The 17,795-nt window shown below is 60.5% G+C and carries 15 protein-coding genes and 1 tRNA gene; 6 read left to right on the top strand and 10 right to left on the bottom strand.

Annotated features, from left to right (window positions below; translation table 11 throughout):
- Nucleotides 1-1,440 precede the first annotated feature (1,440 nt).
- Nucleotides 1,441-2,748, top strand: a complete 1,308-nt coding sequence (locus Q0D52_RS08725; RefSeq protein ID WP_294362855.1) for a LuxR C-terminal-related transcriptional regulator — start codon at nt 1,441-1,443, stop codon at nt 2,746-2,748.
- A 159-nt stretch (nt 2,749-2,907) separates the two neighbouring features.
- Here Q0D52_RS08725 and clpB read toward each other — a convergent pair whose 3' ends face one another.
- From clpB to Q0D52_RS08680, 9 genes are all read right to left on the bottom strand, one after another.
- Nucleotides 2,908-5,607, bottom strand: coding sequence for an ATP-dependent chaperone ClpB (gene clpB, locus Q0D52_RS08720; protein ID WP_294382084.1), 2,700 nt, complete (start codon nt 5,605-5,607; stop codon nt 2,908-2,910).
- 34 nt (nt 5,608-5,641) lie between these two features.
- Nucleotides 5,642-6,040: a MerR family transcriptional regulator gene (locus Q0D52_RS08715; protein WP_294362861.1), complete on the bottom strand. Its 399-nt coding sequence runs from the start codon at nt 6,038-6,040 to the stop codon at nt 5,642-5,644.
- Nucleotides 6,041-6,042: 2 nt separating this feature from the next.
- On the bottom strand, nt 6,043-6,996 hold the full coding sequence (locus Q0D52_RS08710) for a DnaJ C-terminal domain-containing protein (protein ID WP_294382081.1): 954 nt from the start codon (nt 6,994-6,996) through the stop codon (nt 6,043-6,045).
- A 66-nt stretch (nt 6,997-7,062) separates the two neighbouring features.
- Nucleotides 7,063-7,755 (bottom strand): nucleotide exchange factor GrpE, encoded by a 693-nt coding sequence (locus Q0D52_RS08705; RefSeq protein ID WP_294382079.1) that lies wholly within the window; start codon nt 7,753-7,755, stop codon nt 7,063-7,065.
- Between the two features lie 5 nt (nt 7,756-7,760).
- A complete protein-coding gene (gene dnaK / locus Q0D52_RS08700) occupies nt 7,761-9,662 on the bottom strand; it encodes a molecular chaperone DnaK (RefSeq protein ID WP_294362869.1) in 1,902 nt (633 codons plus the stop codon).
- Nucleotides 9,663-10,189: 527 nt separating this feature from the next.
- Nucleotides 10,190-10,378 carry a 4Fe-4S binding protein gene (locus tag Q0D52_RS08695; protein ID WP_042432023.1) on the bottom strand — a complete coding sequence of 63 codons (189 nt, stop codon included), beginning with the start codon at nt 10,376-10,378 and terminating at the stop codon, nt 10,190-10,192.
- Nucleotides 10,379-10,641: 263 nt separating this feature from the next.
- Entirely contained in the window at nt 10,642-11,664 is a 1,023-nt protein-coding gene (hypE, locus tag Q0D52_RS08690) for a hydrogenase expression/formation protein HypE (RefSeq protein WP_294362871.1), read from the bottom strand.
- 62 nt (nt 11,665-11,726) lie between these two features.
- Nucleotides 11,727-12,158: a nickel-responsive transcriptional regulator NikR gene (gene nikR / locus Q0D52_RS08685; protein WP_294362873.1), complete on the bottom strand. Its 432-nt coding sequence runs from the start codon at nt 12,156-12,158 to the stop codon at nt 11,727-11,729.
- A 6-nt stretch (nt 12,159-12,164) separates the two neighbouring features.
- Nucleotides 12,165-12,419, bottom strand: a complete 255-nt coding sequence (locus Q0D52_RS08680) for a hypothetical protein (protein WP_042432031.1) — start codon at nt 12,417-12,419, stop codon at nt 12,165-12,167.
- Between the two features lie 120 nt (nt 12,420-12,539).
- Here Q0D52_RS08680 and Q0D52_RS08675 point away from each other — a divergent pair, with 120 nt between their 5' ends.
- Nucleotides 12,540-12,992, top strand: a complete 453-nt coding sequence (locus Q0D52_RS08675) for a hypothetical protein (RefSeq protein WP_294382076.1) — start codon at nt 12,540-12,542, stop codon at nt 12,990-12,992.
- Nucleotides 12,993-13,450: 458 nt separating this feature from the next.
- Nucleotides 13,451-14,554 carry a UDP-glucose 4-epimerase GalE gene (gene galE, locus Q0D52_RS08670; protein ID WP_366930340.1) on the top strand — a complete coding sequence of 368 codons (1,104 nt, stop codon included), beginning with the start codon at nt 13,451-13,453 and terminating at the stop codon, nt 14,552-14,554.
- Between the two features lie 128 nt (nt 14,555-14,682).
- Here galE and Q0D52_RS08665 read toward each other — a convergent pair whose 3' ends face one another.
- The gene (locus tag Q0D52_RS08665; protein ID WP_294382071.1) at nt 14,683-16,164 is read right to left on the bottom strand and encodes an LCP family protein; all 1,482 of its coding nucleotides are present in this window, start codon (nt 16,162-16,164) and stop codon (nt 14,683-14,685) included.
- Between the two features lie 363 nt (nt 16,165-16,527).
- Here Q0D52_RS08665 and Q0D52_RS08660 point away from each other — a divergent pair, with 363 nt between their 5' ends.
- From Q0D52_RS08660 to Q0D52_RS08650, 3 genes are all read left to right on the top strand, one after another.
- Entirely contained in the window at nt 16,528-16,842 is a 315-nt protein-coding gene (locus Q0D52_RS08660; RefSeq protein ID WP_294382069.1) for a helix-turn-helix transcriptional regulator, read from the top strand.
- 105 nt (nt 16,843-16,947) lie between these two features.
- Nucleotides 16,948-17,022: transfer RNA gene (locus Q0D52_RS08655), tRNA-Gly, on the top strand.
- Nucleotides 17,023-17,074: 52 nt separating this feature from the next.
- Complete coding sequence (locus Q0D52_RS08650; RefSeq protein ID WP_294382066.1) at nt 17,075-17,740, top strand: HAD family hydrolase; 666 nt, start codon at nt 17,075-17,077, stop codon at nt 17,738-17,740.
- The last annotated feature ends 55 nt before the right edge of the window (nt 17,741-17,795 follow it).

Below are 17,795 nucleotides of genomic sequence, written 5' to 3'. Positions count from 1 at the left end.
AGCGCTTTCGTGCTTGGCGCAAGATTGAATAATACGCTCCTCCCCGGGCCGTGTCCAGAACTATTTCGCGTTGGGCGTCATCTTCACATTCTGCACACATATGGGGTTTGGGAGGGGATTTACCGTGCTTCATATATGGATAGAGTTCGAGGCACGTAGCGAGTCGACGGTGAGACGACTCGCGCTGAGGGCCAGATGCGAGACGCAGGCGGAATCGCGGGGCGAGCGCCAAAGACAGAAGCCGGGTTTTAGCCTAAGGCTAGAGCGCTGGCGGAAGATGATTGCTGATCCTTGCGAACCTTTGAATCACACTCGATATGCGCCGCACATTCCGCTGCCGAGCGAATGCCTGCTCGCATGAAGGACTGAGCACGGCAGGCCGATAATACCGTGCCGGGCAAAGCGACAGCTATGATTCTGCGCGATTGCTCGGCCGAGCAACACCTACTTACTAAGTGCCTGAAAAGCTTTTGATGAAACGCGATTCCAACAGCATCGTTTGGAAGGATGAGCCAGCTGTCCGCGCACGATGCAGTAAGAACCGAACCGCCAGACCCTCCCTGCTCGATTTCTTACCCTAAGCGGAATCCGCTAACCGTCATGCAAACTTGTAAAGGGAGCCTCTTGTCTATTTAACTGCTTTTAAGGGTTGCAGTTCTCCTGCTGTCCCTTTTCGCCTTATCGCCGGGCTCCGGCTCATGTGCTTGGCTGAATTAGCGTTCAACATCTCTATGTGCGAGTAGAAGCGGTTCTGCTGGAGCGATGCTGTCTTATGCTTGATCGCCTCCTTCGCCTTGGTTGTCGGTCTGCAAACGACGTTTCGAACACCCAGACGATGCACTCCGAGAAAAGAAGCGGCCCGCGAGAAGGGGGCTCGCGGGCCATGGAGGAGATTCGGAAGCAGCGCTTAGTGAGGGGGATCGCCGGCGCATTAAGGGGATACGTCTGACCGGAGGGTTGGTCATTCGGCGAAGCGAGCTTCCGCGGGTATGCTATTGATTTTCAACATGCCATCTCTTTCGTCGATCGAGCGCAAACCGCAAACAGTTGGCGAAACGGTCTCGACAGAAACGGGGTTTCAGGTGAGACCAAGGTTGGGCTTCGCTCTCGACAACATGGATAGTACGCCGGTTTTGCCGGCCGCGCGCCACCCTTAGATGGTTATTTATCTACTTAAACTGAGTATTCCTCCTCTTACCCGAAAAGGGTGCCTCCGGTATTTCCGCTGGTCAGGTTGTTATGGCCCTTTTCTTAGAGCGGAAACCTATTGTTTAGCGCATGTGTTACGATTCCTCTGAGAGAAGGGGCGACATGAAAACTGAAGCATCAGCGAAATCGGGGTCGAAATCCGATTCAACCAGGCGCAAGCCGCGCTTTACCAACAAGATGGTCGCGTTCGCATCGACGGGCATAGCGTGCCCGCTCGCATGGGGTTTCCTCATGAACGCTTTCGGGGGAGTTGCTCCCTCCGCCCAGCTACCTTGGACGCTTTCCTATCTTGTGCTTGCTGTTGCCGTTTTGATCTTTGCCGCGATCTCGCGAAAGGCTCCAGCGTTTTTCAGCTCAGGCGTCTCCGCAACCATTGCCGGGACGCTTGGTGCGTTCGGTTCGTTGCTATTGGCGCTCACGCTAACCATATTCCCCTCGACTCCGCTTCAGTTCGCCGCCATGGTCCTTTGCGCATGCGTTCTTGGCTGGCTATACCTGCAATGGAGCACATTCTACGCAAAGCTTGATTTGCGCCATGCAGTGATTTATCTGCTTCTGGCGAACATCGGCGGATCGACGCTGAAAGCAATTACGCACTTCATCCCCATCGAAGCGCAATGCGCCTCCGCCATGCTGCTGCCCGTCATCTCGGTATCGATGTGCTGGATTGCGCTGAAGGGCATTGAGAACGTGGCCGCAGAGAAACCCGTCATCCATTTCGAGTCCCATAATGTACGAGGGCTCTGGAAGGTCATTGTCGCAATCGCCGCATTCAGCTTTGTAACCGCATTCCTGGTGAGCCAGTCCTTGGGGAACCAGGCTCAAACACCTCCCGTTGACTTTTTACTTGGGCGTCTACTGGAAATCGCCATCTCGGGCATCGTGCTGTTCGTAGTGGTGAAGCTGCACAAACCGTTTAACTTCTCTCAATTATGGCGCATTGCCCTTTTGGTGCTGGCTCTGGACATGCTCAGCCAAACCGCGTTCCCCGAAATCACCGTTCTGCGATGCGTGGAAAGCAGCGCCTGGGACCTTATCGTGCTATTCGCCTGGCTGACCTTGTCCGACGTGGCACAGCATTCGAAGCTTCCCGCTCCCTGGGTCTTTGGCGTTGGCTGGGCCTGCTATACGGCGCCGTTTGCCATTGGTTCGATGACATCCTTCATGTATTCGGGCGGCGGGCACGATGCGGTGATCGTGGTCGCATTGATGTTCGTTCTGGTACTGGTGTCGACTTTTTGCCTGGAGATGCGCGACCAGGATACGAAATGGCTGTTTGCGGAATTGCGCGGTGAACCAGTAAGCGCGCCCGCGGATTACCGAAGCCTCGAGGAGCGCTGCGAGGAGGTCGGCAAGCAGCACAAGCTGACGCCGCGCGAGCTTGAGATCATGCAGCTGCTGTGCAAAGGACGCACGAAGGCATACATCGCCGAGACGCTTTACCTGACCGAGAACACCGTAAAGGGCCACACGAAGCATATCTACTCGAAGCTAGACGTGCACAGCAAGCAGGAGCTGCTTGACTTGGTAGAACGCTAACCGATGACATTGAGATCGAAGCAGCTAAAGGCACGGATGAGGCAAAGCCGATTCCGCGCATAAGCATAGGAGCGCCCGCCGACGTGGTACTCGGCGGGCGCTCCTTTTCGTTACGCGCTTATCATTGCGCCGCGATAACCGCGACGCGAGGCGGCATTGCTAGTCGACCGGCACGGCGTCAAGCTCCAGCGGCGGCTCGACGCGGCATACGTACTCGTCGGCAGCCTCGTCGATGTCGATGAGCACATGGCTGCGGTCGGGCAGCTTACCCTCGACGATCTTCTGCGCGATACGATCGACGATCTCGCGCTGCACCAAACGCTTGCAGGGACGGGCGCCGTACACCGGATCGAAGCCGTCGATGGACAGATGATCCATAGCGGCGGGCGTGACGTCAAGCGTGACGCGACGATCGGCCAGGCGCTGCCGCACATCATTAAGCTGCAGCTCGACGATGGGCTCCATGTTGGCGATGGACAGCGCATGGAACGTGATGACCTCGTCGATACGGTTGAGGAACTCGGGGCGGAAGGTGTTGCGCAACGCGTCGTTGATCTTGTTGGACAGCTCCGCCAAGCTCTTCGCCGCCGTTTCCACATCGCCTTTCATGACGTTTTCCATGACGTCGCCCATGGTTTCCTTCTGAGCATTCGCGCTCTCGTATTCGCGAATAGCCTGGGAGCCGATGTTGCTGGTCATGATGATGATGGCGTTCTTGAACGACACCAAGCGACCCTGACCGTCCGTCAAACGGCCGTCATCGAGCACCTGCAACAAGATGTTGAAGACGTCGGGATGAGCCTTCTCCACCTCGTCGAGCAGGATGACGCTGTACGGACGACGACGCACGGCTTCGGTAAGCTGACCGCCCTCGTCGTAGCCGACGTATCCCGGAGGGGCACCGATCAGGCGCTGCACGCTGAACTTCTCCATGTACTCGGACATGTCGATGCGCACCATGGCCTTCTCGCTGTCGAACAGGTATTCCGCCAGCGCCTTCGCAAGCTCGGTCTTGCCCACGCCGGTGGGACCGAGGAACAGGAAGCTGCCGATGGGCTTGTTCGGGTCGGACAGGCCCGCGCGGTTGCGGCGGATGGCGCCGGCGACCGCCGATACGGCCTCATCCTGACCGATGACGCGCTCATGCAGCTTGTCCTCAAGGTCGACGAGCTTCTCCATCTCGCCCTGCATCATCTTGGACACGGGGATGCCGGTCCAGGTGGACACCACTTCGGCGATCTCCTCCTGCGACACCTCCTCCTTAAGGATGGCGCCGTCTTCCTGCTTGTCGTTCAGCGCCTGCTCGGCCTGCTCCAGCTTGCGCTGCAGCTCGGGGATGCGGCCGTAGCGGATCTCGGAGGCCTTCACCAGGTCGCCTTCGCGGGTTGCGCGCTCCTCTTCGGTTTGCGCAGCCTCGAGATCGGCCTTGAGCGTTTGGACATCCTCGATGACATCCTTCTCGTTTTGCCACTCGGCCTTGCGCTTCGACAGGGCGTCCTGGGCGTCGGCGATTTCCTTGCGCAGGTGCTCAAGGCGTTCGCGGCTGACCTCGTCCGTCTCCTTCATAAGCGCCTGCTCCTCGATCTGCATCTGGGTGAGCTTGCGCTCCGCCAAATCGACCTCTTCGGGCATGCTGTCGATCTCGATGCGCAGGCGGCTGGCCGCCTCGTCCATGAGGTCGATGGCCTTGTCGGGCAGGAAGCGGTCGGAGATGTAGCGGTTCGACAGCTCGGCGCAGGCGACGATGGCGGCATCGGTGATGCGCACGCCATGATGGATCTCGTACTTCTCCTTCAAGCCGCGAAGGATGGCGATGGTATCCTCGACCGTGGGCTCGCTGACCATGACCGTCTGGAAACGGCGCTCCAGAGCGGCATCCTTTTCGATGTACTTGCGGTACTCGTCAAGCGTGGTTGCGCCGATGGCATGAAGCTCACCGCGTGCCAGGGCCGGCTTGAGCATGTTGCCCGCATCCATGGAGCTATCGCCCGTGGAGCCTGCGCCGACGATGGTGTGCAGCTCGTCGATGAACAGGATGATCTGGCCGTTCGACTCCTTGACCTCGCGCAGGACGGCCTTCAAGCGGTCCTCGAACTCGCCGCGGTACTTAGCGCCCGCGACCATGGCGCCAAGATCGAGTGCGATGACATCGTGGTCTTTCAAGCCGGACGGGACATCGCCGGCGACGATGCGCTGCGCCAAGCCTTCGACGATGGCGGTTTTGCCGACGCCGGGCTCGCCGATGAGCACGGGGTTGTTCTTCGTGCGGCGGCTGAGCACCTGGATGGTGCGGCGGATCTCCTCGGAACGGCCGATGACCGGGTCGAGCTTGCCCTCGCGCGCCTTCTGCGTAAGGTTCTGACCGTACTGGTTCAAGGCGTCGAGCTCAGGCTTGCTCTGCTGATCGGTGACGCGGGTGGAGCCGCGCAGGGAGCTATAAGCCTCCTCGACGGTTTTCCCGGTGATGCCAAGGCCGTTGAGCACGCGACCGGCGTCGCCCTTGTCCTGAGCCAAGGCGATGAGCAAATGCTCGGTGGTTGCGTAGCTGTCGCCCATGCGCTCCGCCGCCTTCACGGCGCTGTCGATGACCTTCATGAGGTTGTTGCTGGGCATGGCCATGGGCATGGTGGAGCCGCTGGCCTTCGGCATGGCGGCGATGGCGGCGTCGACGTTTTGCGACAGCTGCGCCGGGTCGGCGCCGATGCGCTTGATGATGGCGGACAGGTTGTTCTCCGATGCGTCCAGCATGGCCTTGAGCAGGTGAATGGGCTCGATGGTGCTGGATTGCGCATCGCCGGCAACGCCCATAGAAGCCTGGAAGGCCTCCTGAGCAGTGACGGCAAGTTTATCTAATCTCATGCAAACCTCCTTTGAACGGGTTCAATGCATTTGTTTACAAAAGCGAGCTAGGACGGCGGACGACGATGGCCGTGGGCGACTGCACGAGGGAATTGACGCTTTCGCGCGTTTCCAGCTCGTGCACGCGGTCGGCCAAACGGCGAACCCGTTTGTGCAGATCATCGATCTCCTGATCGCGATCATCCAAACGACCCTGCAGATCGAGGATACGGATGACGCCGGCAAGGTTGATGCCCTCGCCGGTAAGCTCGTTGATAAGGGACAGGCGCTCGATATCCGCTTGCGAGTACATGCGGGTATTGCCGCTGGTGCGCTGGGGCGTTACCAGGCCCTTTTGCTCGTAAGCTCGCAGGGTTTGAGGATGCACGCCCGCCAGCTCGGCTGCCACGCCGATCATGTACAGGGGCCGGTTGCGATCATTCCATTCGGGCATGTCTACCAGCTCCTCACGTCATCGGGCGACGCTTCCAAAAACGCCTCCATAGCCTGTTGCTGCTGCGGGTTCATGGACTTGGGAACCTGCACCTTGACGGTGATCTTCAGGTCGCCGTTGCCAGAGCCCTTCACCTTCGGCGCGCCTTTGCCGCGAACCGACATGACCGTTTGATCTTGCGTTCCGGCAGGCACCTTCACGCGCACCTTCGTGCCGTCGGGCGCAGGGACGACCACGCTGGCGCCCAATGCGGCTTCTGCGACGTTGACGGGCACATCGATGAGCACATCCGCGCCATCCCGCTTGAAATACGGATGGTCCTGAATGCGGGTGGTGACCAGCAGATCGCCGGCCTCGCCGCCCGACTCGCCGGGCGCGCCCTTGCCGCGGAAGCGTAAGCGTCCGCCGTCAACGGCGCCCGCCGGCACCTTGACAGTAAGCGTTTCCGAGTCGGCGCGACCGGGCACGCGAACGGTGACACGCTTCTCCGTGCCGGAAAACGCCTCTTCGAACGTGACGTTCAACGTGACGTTCATGTCCTGGCCCTTACGAGGACGCGGCTGACGACCTCCGAAGCCGCTGGCGCCCGCGCCGTTGAAATCCCAGTTCGAGCCGAACGCGCCCTCACCGCGGCGGATGCTTTCGAGGATATCGGCCCAGCTGCCGAAACCGCCGGCACCGGCGCCACCGAAGATGTCTTCGACGTTTACGGAGCCACCGCCCCATCCTCGGGGAATCTGATTCTCGTTCGCTGTGCCGTATTGGTCATACAGCTTGCGCTTCTTATCGTCTGACAAGACCTCGTAGGCTTCGTTGATCTCCTTGAACTTGGCTTCGCTGCCGCCCGCATCGGGGTGGTATTTGCGCGCTAGCTTACGGAACGCCTTCTTGATCTCGTCGGTGGTCGCCGTGCGCGGAACGCCCAGCGTTTTGTAGTAATCCGGAGTAGCCGGCATGCGCTCCACCTTCCTTTCACTGTAAACACGAGGGCGGACCATACCGCCCGCCCTCGCAAAAGCTATCTATTCGTCTTCGCTCTCGGGCTTCGGCCTCTTCGGGCCGCCCGTGGCGACGGTGACCATTGCGGCTCGGAGAACCTTCGTCCCCATCTTGTAGCCCTTCTGGTACACCTCATGCACCGTCTCATCCGGAACGGATGCATCGTCGACTGTGGCGACCGCCTGGCACTCGAGCGCATCGAAAGCCTGGCCGGCAGGGTCGATGACCTGCACACCGCCGGTTTCCAGCACGTTCACAAACTTGCTGTGCACGGCCTTCACGCCGTCGATCAAACCAGCCTCGCCGTTCTTCTCGGCGTAGTCGATGGTGCGCTCGAAGTCGTCGATGACGGGCAGCAGCTTCTCGACCAGCTTCTCGCCGGCGCGAAGGCGCTCTTGCTCGCGCTGCTCGGCCGTACGACGGCGATACGTATCCCACTCGGCGTGCAGGCGCAGGTATTTATCCTGCCAGTCCTTTGCCTCCGCCTGAGCCTTCTCCACCAGCTCATCGTTGGTGGGAGCCTCGTCGGCCTGGGCCTCGAGCACCTCTTCGGCCTCTGCAACCGCATCGGATGCGGCATCGGCGGCCTCGGGGGCGGCACCGCCCTGCTGGGCGGCGCCTTCCTGCTTCGCTTCGGACGCTTCGTCCTGGATGGGGATTTGGGTGCCCTGATCCTGCGTTGCGCGCTCAGGCTCGGGCGTGCTCTGCATCGTCATGGCGCTTACTTCCCTTCCTTATCGTCGACGACCTCGTAGTCGGCCTCGATGGGGCCGTCATCGGACTGAGCGCCCGCTGCCGCGCCGGCGGCCGGATCGGCGCCCTGCTGGCTGTATGCGACCTCGGCCAGCTTGTAACCTGCCTGCTGCAGCTTCTCGGTGGCAGCCTTGATGGCCTCGATGTCGGAGCCGGCCAGAGCCGTCTTCGCCTCGTTGATGGCCTCCTCGGCGGCGGACTTGGAGTCCGCGGGCACCTTGTCGCCCAGCTCGTTCAGGGTCTGCTCGGTGGCGTTGACCAGGGCGTCGCAGTTGTTGCGGGTCTCGACCTCTTCCTTGTGCTTCTTGTCCTCCTCGGCATGGGCCTCGGCGTCCTTGACCATACGGTCGACTTCCTCGTCGTTCAGGGCCGTGGAGCCGCTGATGGTGATCTGCTGCTGCTTGCCGGTGCCCAGGTCCTTAGCGGACACGTTCACGATGCCGTTGGCGTCGATGTCGAACGTGACCTCGATCTGCGGCACGCCGCGGCGGGCAGCCGGGATGCCGGTCAGCTGGAACTTGCCCAGCGTCTTGTTGTCCTTAGCCATCTGACGCTCGCCCTGCAGCACGTGGATCTCGACGGAGGTCTGGTTGTCGGCAGCCGTGGAGTACACCTCGGTCTTGCGGGTGGGGATGGTGGTGTTGCGGTCGATCATCTTCGTCATGATGCCGCCCATGGTCTCCACGCCCAGGGACAGGGGCGTGACGTCAAGCAGCAGGATGCCCTCGACGTCGCCGGCGAGCACGCCGCCCTGGACGGCAGCGCCCATGGCAACGACCTCATCGGGGTTCACGGACATGTTCGGCTGCTTGCCGGTCATGCGCTTGACCAGCTCCTGCACGGCGGGCATACGGGTGGAGCCGCCAACCAGGATGACCTCGTCGATCTCGCCCTGGGACATGCCGGCGTCGCTCAGCGCCTGCTCGACAGGCTTGCGGCAACGGTCCAGAAGGTCCTTGGTGATGGACTCGAACTCGGCGCGGGTAAGCGTGTAGTCCAGGTGCTTCGGGCCGGTGGCGTCAGCGGTGATGAACGGCAGGTTGATGTTGGCCTGCGTGGTGCTGGACAGCTCCATCTTGGCCTTCTCGGCAGCTTCCTTCAGGCGCTGCAGGGCCATCTTGTCCTTGCGCAGGTCGATGCCGCCGTTGTCCTTGGCGAACTTGTCGGCCAGCCAATCGATGACGCGGTGATCCCAGTCATCGCCGCCCAGCTGGTTGTCGCCTGCGGTGGCGGCAACCTCGAAGACGCCGTCGCCGAGCTCCAGGATGGACACGTCGAACGTGCCGCCGCCCAGGTCGAACACGAGGATCTTCTCGTCCTTGTTCGTCTTGTCGAGGCCGTATGCCAGAGCAGCTGCCGTAGGCTCGTTGATGATGCGCAGGACCTCGAGGCCGGCGATCTTACCGGCGTCCTTGGTAGCCTGACGCTGAGCGTCGTTGAAGTATGCCGGGACGGTGATGACGGCCTGCGTGATGGGCGAGCCGACCTGCTTCTCAGCGTCGTTCTTCAGCTTCTGCAGGACCATAGCGGAGATTTCCTCGGGCGTGTAGTCCTTGCCGTCGATGTCGACGACGGTGCGGCCGTCCTTGCCTGCCTGCACCTTGTAGCTGACCTTCGCCTGCTCTGCCTGGGTTTCGGCGAAGGAGCGGCCGATGAAGCGCTTGACGGAGGAGACGGTGTTCTCGGGGTTGGTGACGGCCTGGTTCTTAGCGGCCTTGCCGACCACACGCTCGCCGTCCTTGCGGAAGCCCTCGACGGACGGAGTGGTGCGGTCGCCCTCGGCGTTCACGAGGATCTCGGGCTCGGAGCCCTCCATGACGGCCATGGCGGAGTTAGTGGTGCCAAGGTCGATGCCCAGAATCTTGCTCATATGATTGCTTCCTCTCACTTGGAGTTATGTAACCGAAATCAGGTACTGCGGCTAGGCTCTAGGGGCTTAGCCTTTTTCCAACGATTCGTACTATAAAATCTAAGTCTAGGCATGTCAAGTTATTTGCGGATTATAACGTTACGTTTTGTCAACACCAAAATGTCAGATAGATTAAGTTTTTGCTATCAAGCATTTGAACTGGGAAAACTGCGGCCCATTTCTAGAGAATGGCGCCATTCCAGGCGCCGAATATCGGCTTAACTGCGAATGCAATGCGACTTGATAGATCTCAGTCGCTATGCAATAAGCTCAAGAAAGGCGTTTTACGCAAGATTCAGCACCTGCTCGAAATCCGGCGCCGACGGTGCCTTCCCCTCTTCACGACACCTGCTTCGACCACCGAGACCCTAAGCGCGAAAACCCCTTCATAACTCGGCTCTGCCCTAATCCTGCCACGCCCGTATACGCAACGAGGCCCTTGCCTATATACAGGCAAGGGCCTCGTTCCATGCGATCAACGACAGAGGTTACTCTTCGACGACCTCGGGGATGGCGCCCATGGGGCACTCCTCGACGCAGTCGCCGCAAGCGATGCAGTTCTCCTCGTTCACAGCCTCGACAACGCCACCGTTGACCTCCAGGACCTCCTGCGGGCAGGCGTCAACGCAAATGCCGCAGCCGATGCACTCGTCAGCCACAATAACCGGATGTGCCATGGTAACTCCTTCTCGTCTATAAGCCCCGGCGAAACGCTACCGGGTCATACCCCAATTAAGCAATGCAGGCACAATACCACTACTGCCGATGATTGCAATACGAATCAGGAAAATACCCGGGGAGCGGTTATGACGACGCTTTCGCAACGACGTTCCGCACATGCCGTTACCGCCTCGACTCCGGATTTTCCTGCCAGGAAGTCAAACGCCCCGCCTCCTGAAAAGGAAACGGGGCGAAGCAAACCGGTGGTTCCCGGATGTTCCTAGCAGATACGCGGCAACTGCTCGCCCACCAGCATATCCAGGATGCGCGTACCACCGAAGGCGGTGCGCAGGAAGACCTTCGAACCACGCTCGGGCTGCGCTTCGGACACTTCGCCGATAATGGCGGCATCGGCGCCGTATTTGTTCGCGCGCATGGCCGCAAGCGCTGCTTCGGCATCCTCAGGCGCGACGACGCACACCATCTTGCCCTCGTTGGCCACCTGCAGCACATCGTAGCCGAGCATATCGCACGCGCCTTGCACTGCGGGTTTCACAGGCACGGCGTCCTCCTCCACCGTGATGTCGGTGCCGGACTGCGATGCCAACTCGTTGAGCGTGGAGGCCAGACCGCCGCGCGTGGGATCGCGGAAGCATCGCGTGCCCGGCGCCGCCGCAAGCACCTCGGCGATGAGGTGGTTCAAAGGTGCGGCATCGCTTTGAAGGTCGGCTTTGAACGACAGCGACTCGCGACAGCTCATGATGGTGATGCCGTGATCGCCCAACGTGCCGCTGACCAGCACCTTATCGCCAGGCTTGCATTGCGCTCCACCCAGGTTCACGCCCTCGCGCAGCGTGCCGATGCCCGCGGTATTGATATACACGCCATCGCCGTGGCCTCGATTGACCACCTTGGTGTCGCCCGTGACCAAATGCACGCCGGCTTCCTTCGCCACCTCGGCCATGCTGGTGCAGATACGCTTGAGATCCTCGATAGGAAAGCCCTCTTCCAGCACGAAGCCGCAGCTCAGATAGCGCGGAGTGGCGCCGCTGGTTGCGACATCGTTCACCGTGCCGCACACGGCCAGGCGGCCGATATCACCGCCCGGGAAGAAATGGGGCGTGACCACGAAGCTGTCCGTGGAAAACGCCAGGCGCTCGCCTTGCGCCGGCGCGGGCAGCACCGCCGCATCATCGCCGCGCAAAAGCTCTTCGCCTGCATAGGCGGCGAAGAACACCTCGTCGATGATGCGCTTCATCATGGTGCCGCCGCTGCCATGGCCGAGCATGACCGTAGTATCCATTACATTGCTCCTTATATATGTAAACGGCCGCACGGCGTTCGATCCGCACGGCCGATCATCGCTTAACGGTGTTCGTGGTGGTGTTCCGCAACGGTGAGCACGAGCTTGCCGTTTTGCACGCCCTTGGTTCCGAGGATGAGGTTCGCGATGCTCTGAACCAGCTCCGTATGACCGCGCAACACGATGACCTCCAAGCACATGTGCTCATCAAGGTGCACATGCATGGACGACACGATGTTGCCGAAGTACTCGTGCTGGATGGCATGCAGCTTTTCCTGCAGGTCGTTGGCATGGTGATCGAACACGATGGTCAAAGAACCGGCGACCTCGACACCGGGCGTCGCGCACTCGTCCTCCACCAGGGCATCGCGGACAAGGTCTCGAACCACTTCGCTGCGGTTCTTCGCCAATCCCCGCCGCGACACCAGGCGATCGAAGCTCACCAGCAGGTCCTCGGGCATGGCGACCGAGAACCGCATAAGGTCGTTCGCCATACCGGGCTACACCAGCTCCACCGTAACGCCGCCGGCGGCCTCGGCGTCGTCCTCCAGGGCATCTTTCGCCTCGTCGAGCAGCGCACGCACGTCGTCGATGAGCGCCTGCGCCTCGTGCAGCTTCTTGGAAACGTTCTCGTAGCCGGCGTCGCCCGCCTTGTGGCCCAGCGTATGGGCCCAACGACGCTCGAGCTTCAAATGGTCGTCGATCTGCTCGATCATCATCTCGAACTGACCGGTGTTGATGCCGTTAGTGCACATAACGTCCTCCTTCGTTTCCGCGGCAACGCCTTCGCGCCGTTCGCGGCTCCTTGCGTTCTTGGTATGATTCGGTTATACGGCGAACGCGTTTCAAGGGCAAGAGCGGGTGTGAAAAAAACTATGAGCGGTAACAAATACGAGGTCGCGCTGGACGAAACTTGGGAGTTGTTCGGCCAGCATATGAACGGGGCCCGTGCCGGGCTATGCTGTGTCATCAGCTCGGAACCGCTGTCGGAAGCGGCGGCGAAAGCGCTGGACAGCTCCTTGGCGGCTTTGGGATACGGACGCGACGCATGCACGTACGTAGTATCCGACGGCCTTGACCAGCAGGCCCTGTTCGTTCTGGTCGAAGGATTGGACCCGATTTGCATCGTAGCCGCGGACGGCAAAAGCTCCGCGCTCTTGGGGCAAGCATATCGCCTTGCCCTTCCCTCTGGGAAAGCGGCTCGACCGCTTGGCCGCGCCGCTATATCGTTCCTGGACTTCGAATCCCTTCTGAAAACGCCGCAAGACAAGCAGATTGCTTGGGCTTTGCTGAAAAAGCTGCCTAAGTTCGGGGAAACGCGAGGATAAGCGCGCTAGACGATCGCGCGAACCGCAAGTCAACGATCGCCTAGCGCCCACCTCGCTGAAACCTCGGAGCGCAGCAGGCGTCGCCCCCACGCTTTAATGCTACCGAAAATGACGCAAAGGCCGCGGGGGGAGGCGGCCTTTGCGTCAGACGAGTGAAACGAGGGGGAGGAGATGTCGAAGCAGTGTTATCTCCAACTGAGAATAGAATACCAAATTATTGTTCTGGGTCAAGAATAATTTTAACAATCCGCAACGAGCGTTCGGCTTTTTGCGCTGACCGACGTCGCCTCCTTTGCCGCGCCGTACATGCGTGTTGCTTTCGAACTCTTTACATGCAAGAGACCGCCATGCTGCTACCATGAAGCACGCGAGAATGCGTTCGCGCGTACAGGGAAAACCTGCTCAAAGGATAAGGAGCTTTCATGGCAAACAAGGGACTGGCAAAAGACCATAAGGACCTGAGCATCCTGGTCACGGGCGGTGCCGGGTTCATCGGCAGCCACACCTGCGTCGAGCTGATCCAGCGAGGCTATAGCGTGGTCATCGTCGATGACCTGAGCAATTCCAGCCAGACCGCCGTCGACCGCATCCGCAAGATCTGCGGGATCGACGCCGACAACGCTCAGCTGCGTTTCTATAAGCAGAACATCTTGGATCGCGAGGCGCTTGACGCCATCTTCGCCGAAAACAACGTTGACGCCATCATCCACTTCGCCGGCTTCAAGGCAGTGGGCGAAAGCGTGCAGAAGCCGCTGGAGTACTACTGGAACAACATCGCCGGCACGCTGGTTCTGTGCGATGTAGCGCGCAACCATGGCGTGAAGAACATCGTGTTCTCCAGCAGCGCAACGGTGTACGGCGAGCCCGAGTTCATCCCGATCACCGAGGAGTGCCCCAAGCACGACTGCACCAACCCCTACGGATGGACCAAAAGCATGCTCGAACAGGTGCTCACCGACCTGTACGTGGGCGACAACGAGTGGAACGTCGTGCTGCTGCGCTACTTCAACCCCATCGGCGCGCATGAGAGCGGCCTGATCGGCGAGGATCCGAAGGGCATCCCGAACAACCTGCTGCCCTACGTCGCCCAGGTTGCCGTGGGCAAGCTGGAGTGCGTCGGCGTGTTCGGCGACGACTACGACACCCCGGACGGCACGGGCGTGCGCGACTACATCCACGTGGTCGACCTGGCCCGCGGTCATGTGGCGGCACTCGAGTGGATGGGCGGCAAAGTGGGCACCGGCAAGGCGCTGGGCCTAGGGTCGCTGGAAGGCGAAGCGGCAGCCGACGGCAGCCGCCGCGGCGTGGGCATCTTCAACCTGGGCACCGGCAAGGGCTCGAGCGTGCTCGATGTCGTGCACGCGTTCGAGAAAGCCTGCGGCCACGAGATCCCCTATCAGATCAAGCCGCGCCGTGCCGGCGACGTTGCCACCAACTACGCCGCTTGCGACAAGGCGCGCACCGAGCTGGGCTGGGTTGCCGAGTACGATCTTGACCGCATGTGCGCCGACAGCTGGCGTTGGCAGTCCATGAACCCCGACGGATACGCCACCGAGCAATAACCCGATATCCGCCGTTGATCGCACAAGGGTTCGCAATCCCATTTGGATTGCGAACCCTTCTCGTTGGAAAGCAAAAAAGGACGCAGCGCTGAACTGCGTCCTTTTTTATCGCCTTATGGGCGGAAGCGTTAATAGGCAGAGCTTGCACCGGTGCCCGTACCCGTTGCGTAACCACCGGTGCCATACGAGCTAGCGGAACCGCCGGTGGATGCCGCGCCGGCATACCCGCCCGTTCCGGCGCCAGATGCGCTAGACGACGTATCGGCATAGCCGCCCGTCGAACCGCCGTAAGAAGATGATGACCCCGCACCACTTGCGGAGTAGCCGCCGCTATACCCGGATGTGCCACCTGTAGCGTAATCGTTGCCGGCGTACATTCCGCTACCCCTAGCAGCGCCACCCGTGGAAGAACCGCCGGCAGAGGACCCGGCACCATATTTCTGCGCAAGCTTGCTAGTAGAGCCGGTGATGCCGCTGGGATCGCCGCCTTGATCGACGATCTTCATCATCTCGGTGACCTTGTCTTCGTCGGCGAACACGTAGGAAACGCCGTCGACGTAACCGGTGATGGAAGGCAGCATTGCGGAATACATGACCAAACTGCCATCGTCCTTGAACTGCTGCGCCAATGAAACGATGTCGCTCACCTTCATATCCGTGGTGACGCACTTCGCCGCGGCCTGGATAACGCCGGGCAACTCGGTGACGGGCAACGCCAGCACCTTGTTCACGAGAGCCTCAATGAGCTTGCGCTGGTTGGCCGTACGCGTGAAGTCGCCATCGACATAGGCGCGGCTGCGAGCGAACACCAGAGCCTGTTCGCCGTTAAGATGCTGCTCACCCGCCTCGATGATGATGCGCGGGTTCTCAGGGTGATCGGTGGTGTTGTCGGCATCGGTGTCGTCGATGCGCTCATCCACCACGACGTCCACGCCGCCGACCGCATCGACCAGGTCGATCAGCTCATCAAAGCTGACTTCGGCGTAATGCGAGATGCTGACGCCGGTGAGCTGGGTTGCCTCGCGGATGGTTGCCGCAGCGCCGCCGTAGTTGTATGCAGCGTTAAACTTGTTCGTGCCGTAGCCGTCGATATCGATCATGGTGTCGCGGGGGATGGACACGAGCGTTGCCTGATTGGAAACCGGATCGATGCGCACCACAATGTTCGTGTCGGAGCGGGCGCCGCCTTCGTCGTCGCCCTCGCGCTTATCCGAACCGATCAGCATCATGTAGAACGGCTCATTGAAGTTGGTGCTGACCAGCTGCTCGTTGATGTTCTCCAACTCCTCGGACGTTTTGCCGCCCGTGTTCAGCTGGCTGCTCACGTTGTTGTACCATACGGCGAACGCGGTTCCGCACCCGATAAGGGCAACGATCAGCGCGCAGCACACGCCGAGGGCGATTTTCTTGCCCTTGCCCGACTTGCGCGAACGCTGCGAGGAATACTGCGGATTCGAGCGCGAATACTGCGATGCACCCGCCTGATTGCGAAACGCGTTGTTCGCGCCAGGGCCTTGGGAGCCGGGCGTGAACGCCGGACGGTAGCCGGCAGGCACCTGGGAAGCTAGCGGATCGTTCGCTTGGGGACGGCGGTTCTTTTTGAATGCCATGCAAAATCTCCTCACAGCAGTCCGTTCGGGCCTGCGTTACCTTCTTCCGCACCGCACAGATTCCATGCGGCTCCCCACCGGCATGGTGCCTACGCTGCCCGATCTCAACTTTCCTTCGATGGCTTGACAAACGGCTTGAATCCGCGCATCAAACCCAATTAATCATCGTGCATTGTATCATCCCAGATTGACAACCATAAAAATGGCACGCCGCCGAAACAGGGTGTTCATGGGGAGCTCGTGTTACCCCTCTGCCATAGAAGATTGAATTCTTACTATGTCCCGAAAAATACCCCTGAAACGTAACCGCTGGGTTACAGCGTTGCGTAATCGTGCCGTTACGCTCGATTCATGCAGACTTCCGTGCCACATATCGATGAGCTGGCAAACGTGCCGACCGACGAGCCGAGGATGGCCGTCACGCTTGGCCGTAACGTGAAGCGGCTGCGCGAACGGGGACGAATCAACAAAACCTGCTTCGCGGCCATGGTCGGCATCGGGAGACCGCAGCTTAACAAGATCGAGAAAGGCACGGCCAATGTCCGCCTTTCAATGGTCGAAGAGCTTGCCGACGCCCTAGAAACCACACCGCAAGAGCTGCTGTTCGAGCAATTCGATCCAGCAAGCATCGCCATTCCGCGTAAAGCCCCCGACTGGCCGTTCGACCCGTACTCATAAGCCCAGGTGTGGGGAATTTCGCATGTGTTCGCCATTCCTTGCTATCATGAGCGCGTTTTAGGCTATAATGCCCACACGGTATGGCAAGGAGCGCCTACCAAGTATGCGGGTGTCGCCAAGTGGTAAGGCACGAGCTTCCCAAGCTCGCATTCGCGGGTTCGAGTCCCGTCACCCGCTCCATCGATCATCAACGACGGCCCAGAGCCGTCGTTTTCATTTTCAGGAGGCAACGATGACCGAATCGCATCCGATATTCGACACGTTCATCTTCGACCTGGACGGAACCATCCTAGACACCATGCCCGACCTCATCCATGTCACCAACGAGACGCTTGCCCATTTCGGCTACCCCACGCACACCGATGCCGCCATCCACAGCTTCGTAGGCGATGGCGCGCAACGCCTGATTTATCGCGCCCTACCCGAAGGAACCCCCGAGGCCGTGTGCGCCGAGGCGCTTGAATACTGGAAGGCGCTTTACCCCCAAACCGGGCACGCTCGCACACGCCATTACGCGCATATGCCCGAGACGCTGGCCGAGCTGAAAGCGCGAGGGTGCAAGCTTGCAGTGCTTTCGAACAAATACGAAGGCGGCGTGAAGGATGTCATCCAGCGATTCCTTCCCGACGCCTTCGAAGCGCTACACGGGGAATGCGAAGATATCCCCCGCAAGCCCGACCCCACCGGCTTGCTGCGAACCATCCGTGAGCTGGACAGCGCTCCCGAGCGTACCGCCTATGTAGGCGATTCGGCCGGCGACATGCTCGTCGCCCACAACGCCGGAACCTACGCGATCGGCGTTGACTGGGGCTACAACCCCGCAAGCACCCTGCAAGGGGCTCAGGCGGATGCGATCATCTCCGACCCCGCGCAGCTGCTTGAGTTCGCAAAGGCGTAGCCGCAGCACGATTCCTTCCGCAACGCGCGGCCTTGTGCAATCCGCCGGAAAGCTT

The sequence above is a fragment of the uncultured Senegalimassilia sp. genome (assembly GCF_934630535.1).
Classification (GTDB): Bacteria; Actinomycetota; Coriobacteriia; order Coriobacteriales; family Eggerthellaceae; genus Senegalimassilia.
This window is presented reverse-complemented; position numbering and strand designations above follow the sequence as displayed.

Bases quoted from the DNA above. Each gene is read 5' to 3' on its own strand.
- Q0D52_RS08725 (WP_294362855.1), top strand. From the start codon at position 1,441: ATGAACGCTTTCGGGGGAGTTGCTCCCTCCGCCCAGCTACCTTGGACG.
- clpB (WP_294382084.1), bottom strand. From the start codon at position 5,607: ATGAGATTAGATAAACTTGCCGTCACTGCTCAGGAGGCCTTCCAGGCT.
- Q0D52_RS08715 (WP_294362861.1), bottom strand. From the start codon at position 6,040: ATGCCCGAATGGAATGATCGCAACCGGCCCCTGTACATGATCGGCGTG.
- Q0D52_RS08710 (WP_294382081.1), bottom strand. From the start codon at position 6,996: ATGCCGGCTACTCCGGATTACTACAAAACGCTGGGCGTTCCGCGCACG.
- Q0D52_RS08705 (WP_294382079.1), bottom strand. From the start codon at position 7,755: ATGACGATGCAGAGCACGCCCGAGCCTGAGCGCGCAACGCAGGATCAG.
- dnaK (WP_294362869.1), bottom strand. From the start codon at position 9,662: ATGAGCAAGATTCTGGGCATCGACCTTGGCACCACTAACTCCGCCATG.
- Q0D52_RS08695 (WP_042432023.1), bottom strand. From the start codon at position 10,378: ATGGCACATCCGGTTATTGTGGCTGACGAGTGCATCGGCTGCGGCATT.
- hypE (WP_294362871.1), bottom strand. From the start codon at position 11,664: ATGGATACTACGGTCATGCTCGGCCATGGCAGCGGCGGCACCATGATG.
- nikR (WP_294362873.1), bottom strand. From the start codon at position 12,158: ATGGCGAACGACCTTATGCGGTTCTCGGTCGCCATGCCCGAGGACCTG.
- Q0D52_RS08680 (WP_042432031.1), bottom strand. From the start codon at position 12,419: ATGTGCACTAACGGCATCAACACCGGTCAGTTCGAGATGATGATCGAG.
- Q0D52_RS08675 (WP_294382076.1), top strand. From the start codon at position 12,540: ATGAGCGGTAACAAATACGAGGTCGCGCTGGACGAAACTTGGGAGTTG.
- Q0D52_RS08665 (WP_294382071.1), bottom strand. From the start codon at position 16,164: ATGGCATTCAAAAAGAACCGCCGTCCCCAAGCGAACGATCCGCTAGCT.
- Q0D52_RS08650 (WP_294382066.1), top strand. From the start codon at position 17,075: ATGACCGAATCGCATCCGATATTCGACACGTTCATCTTCGACCTGGAC.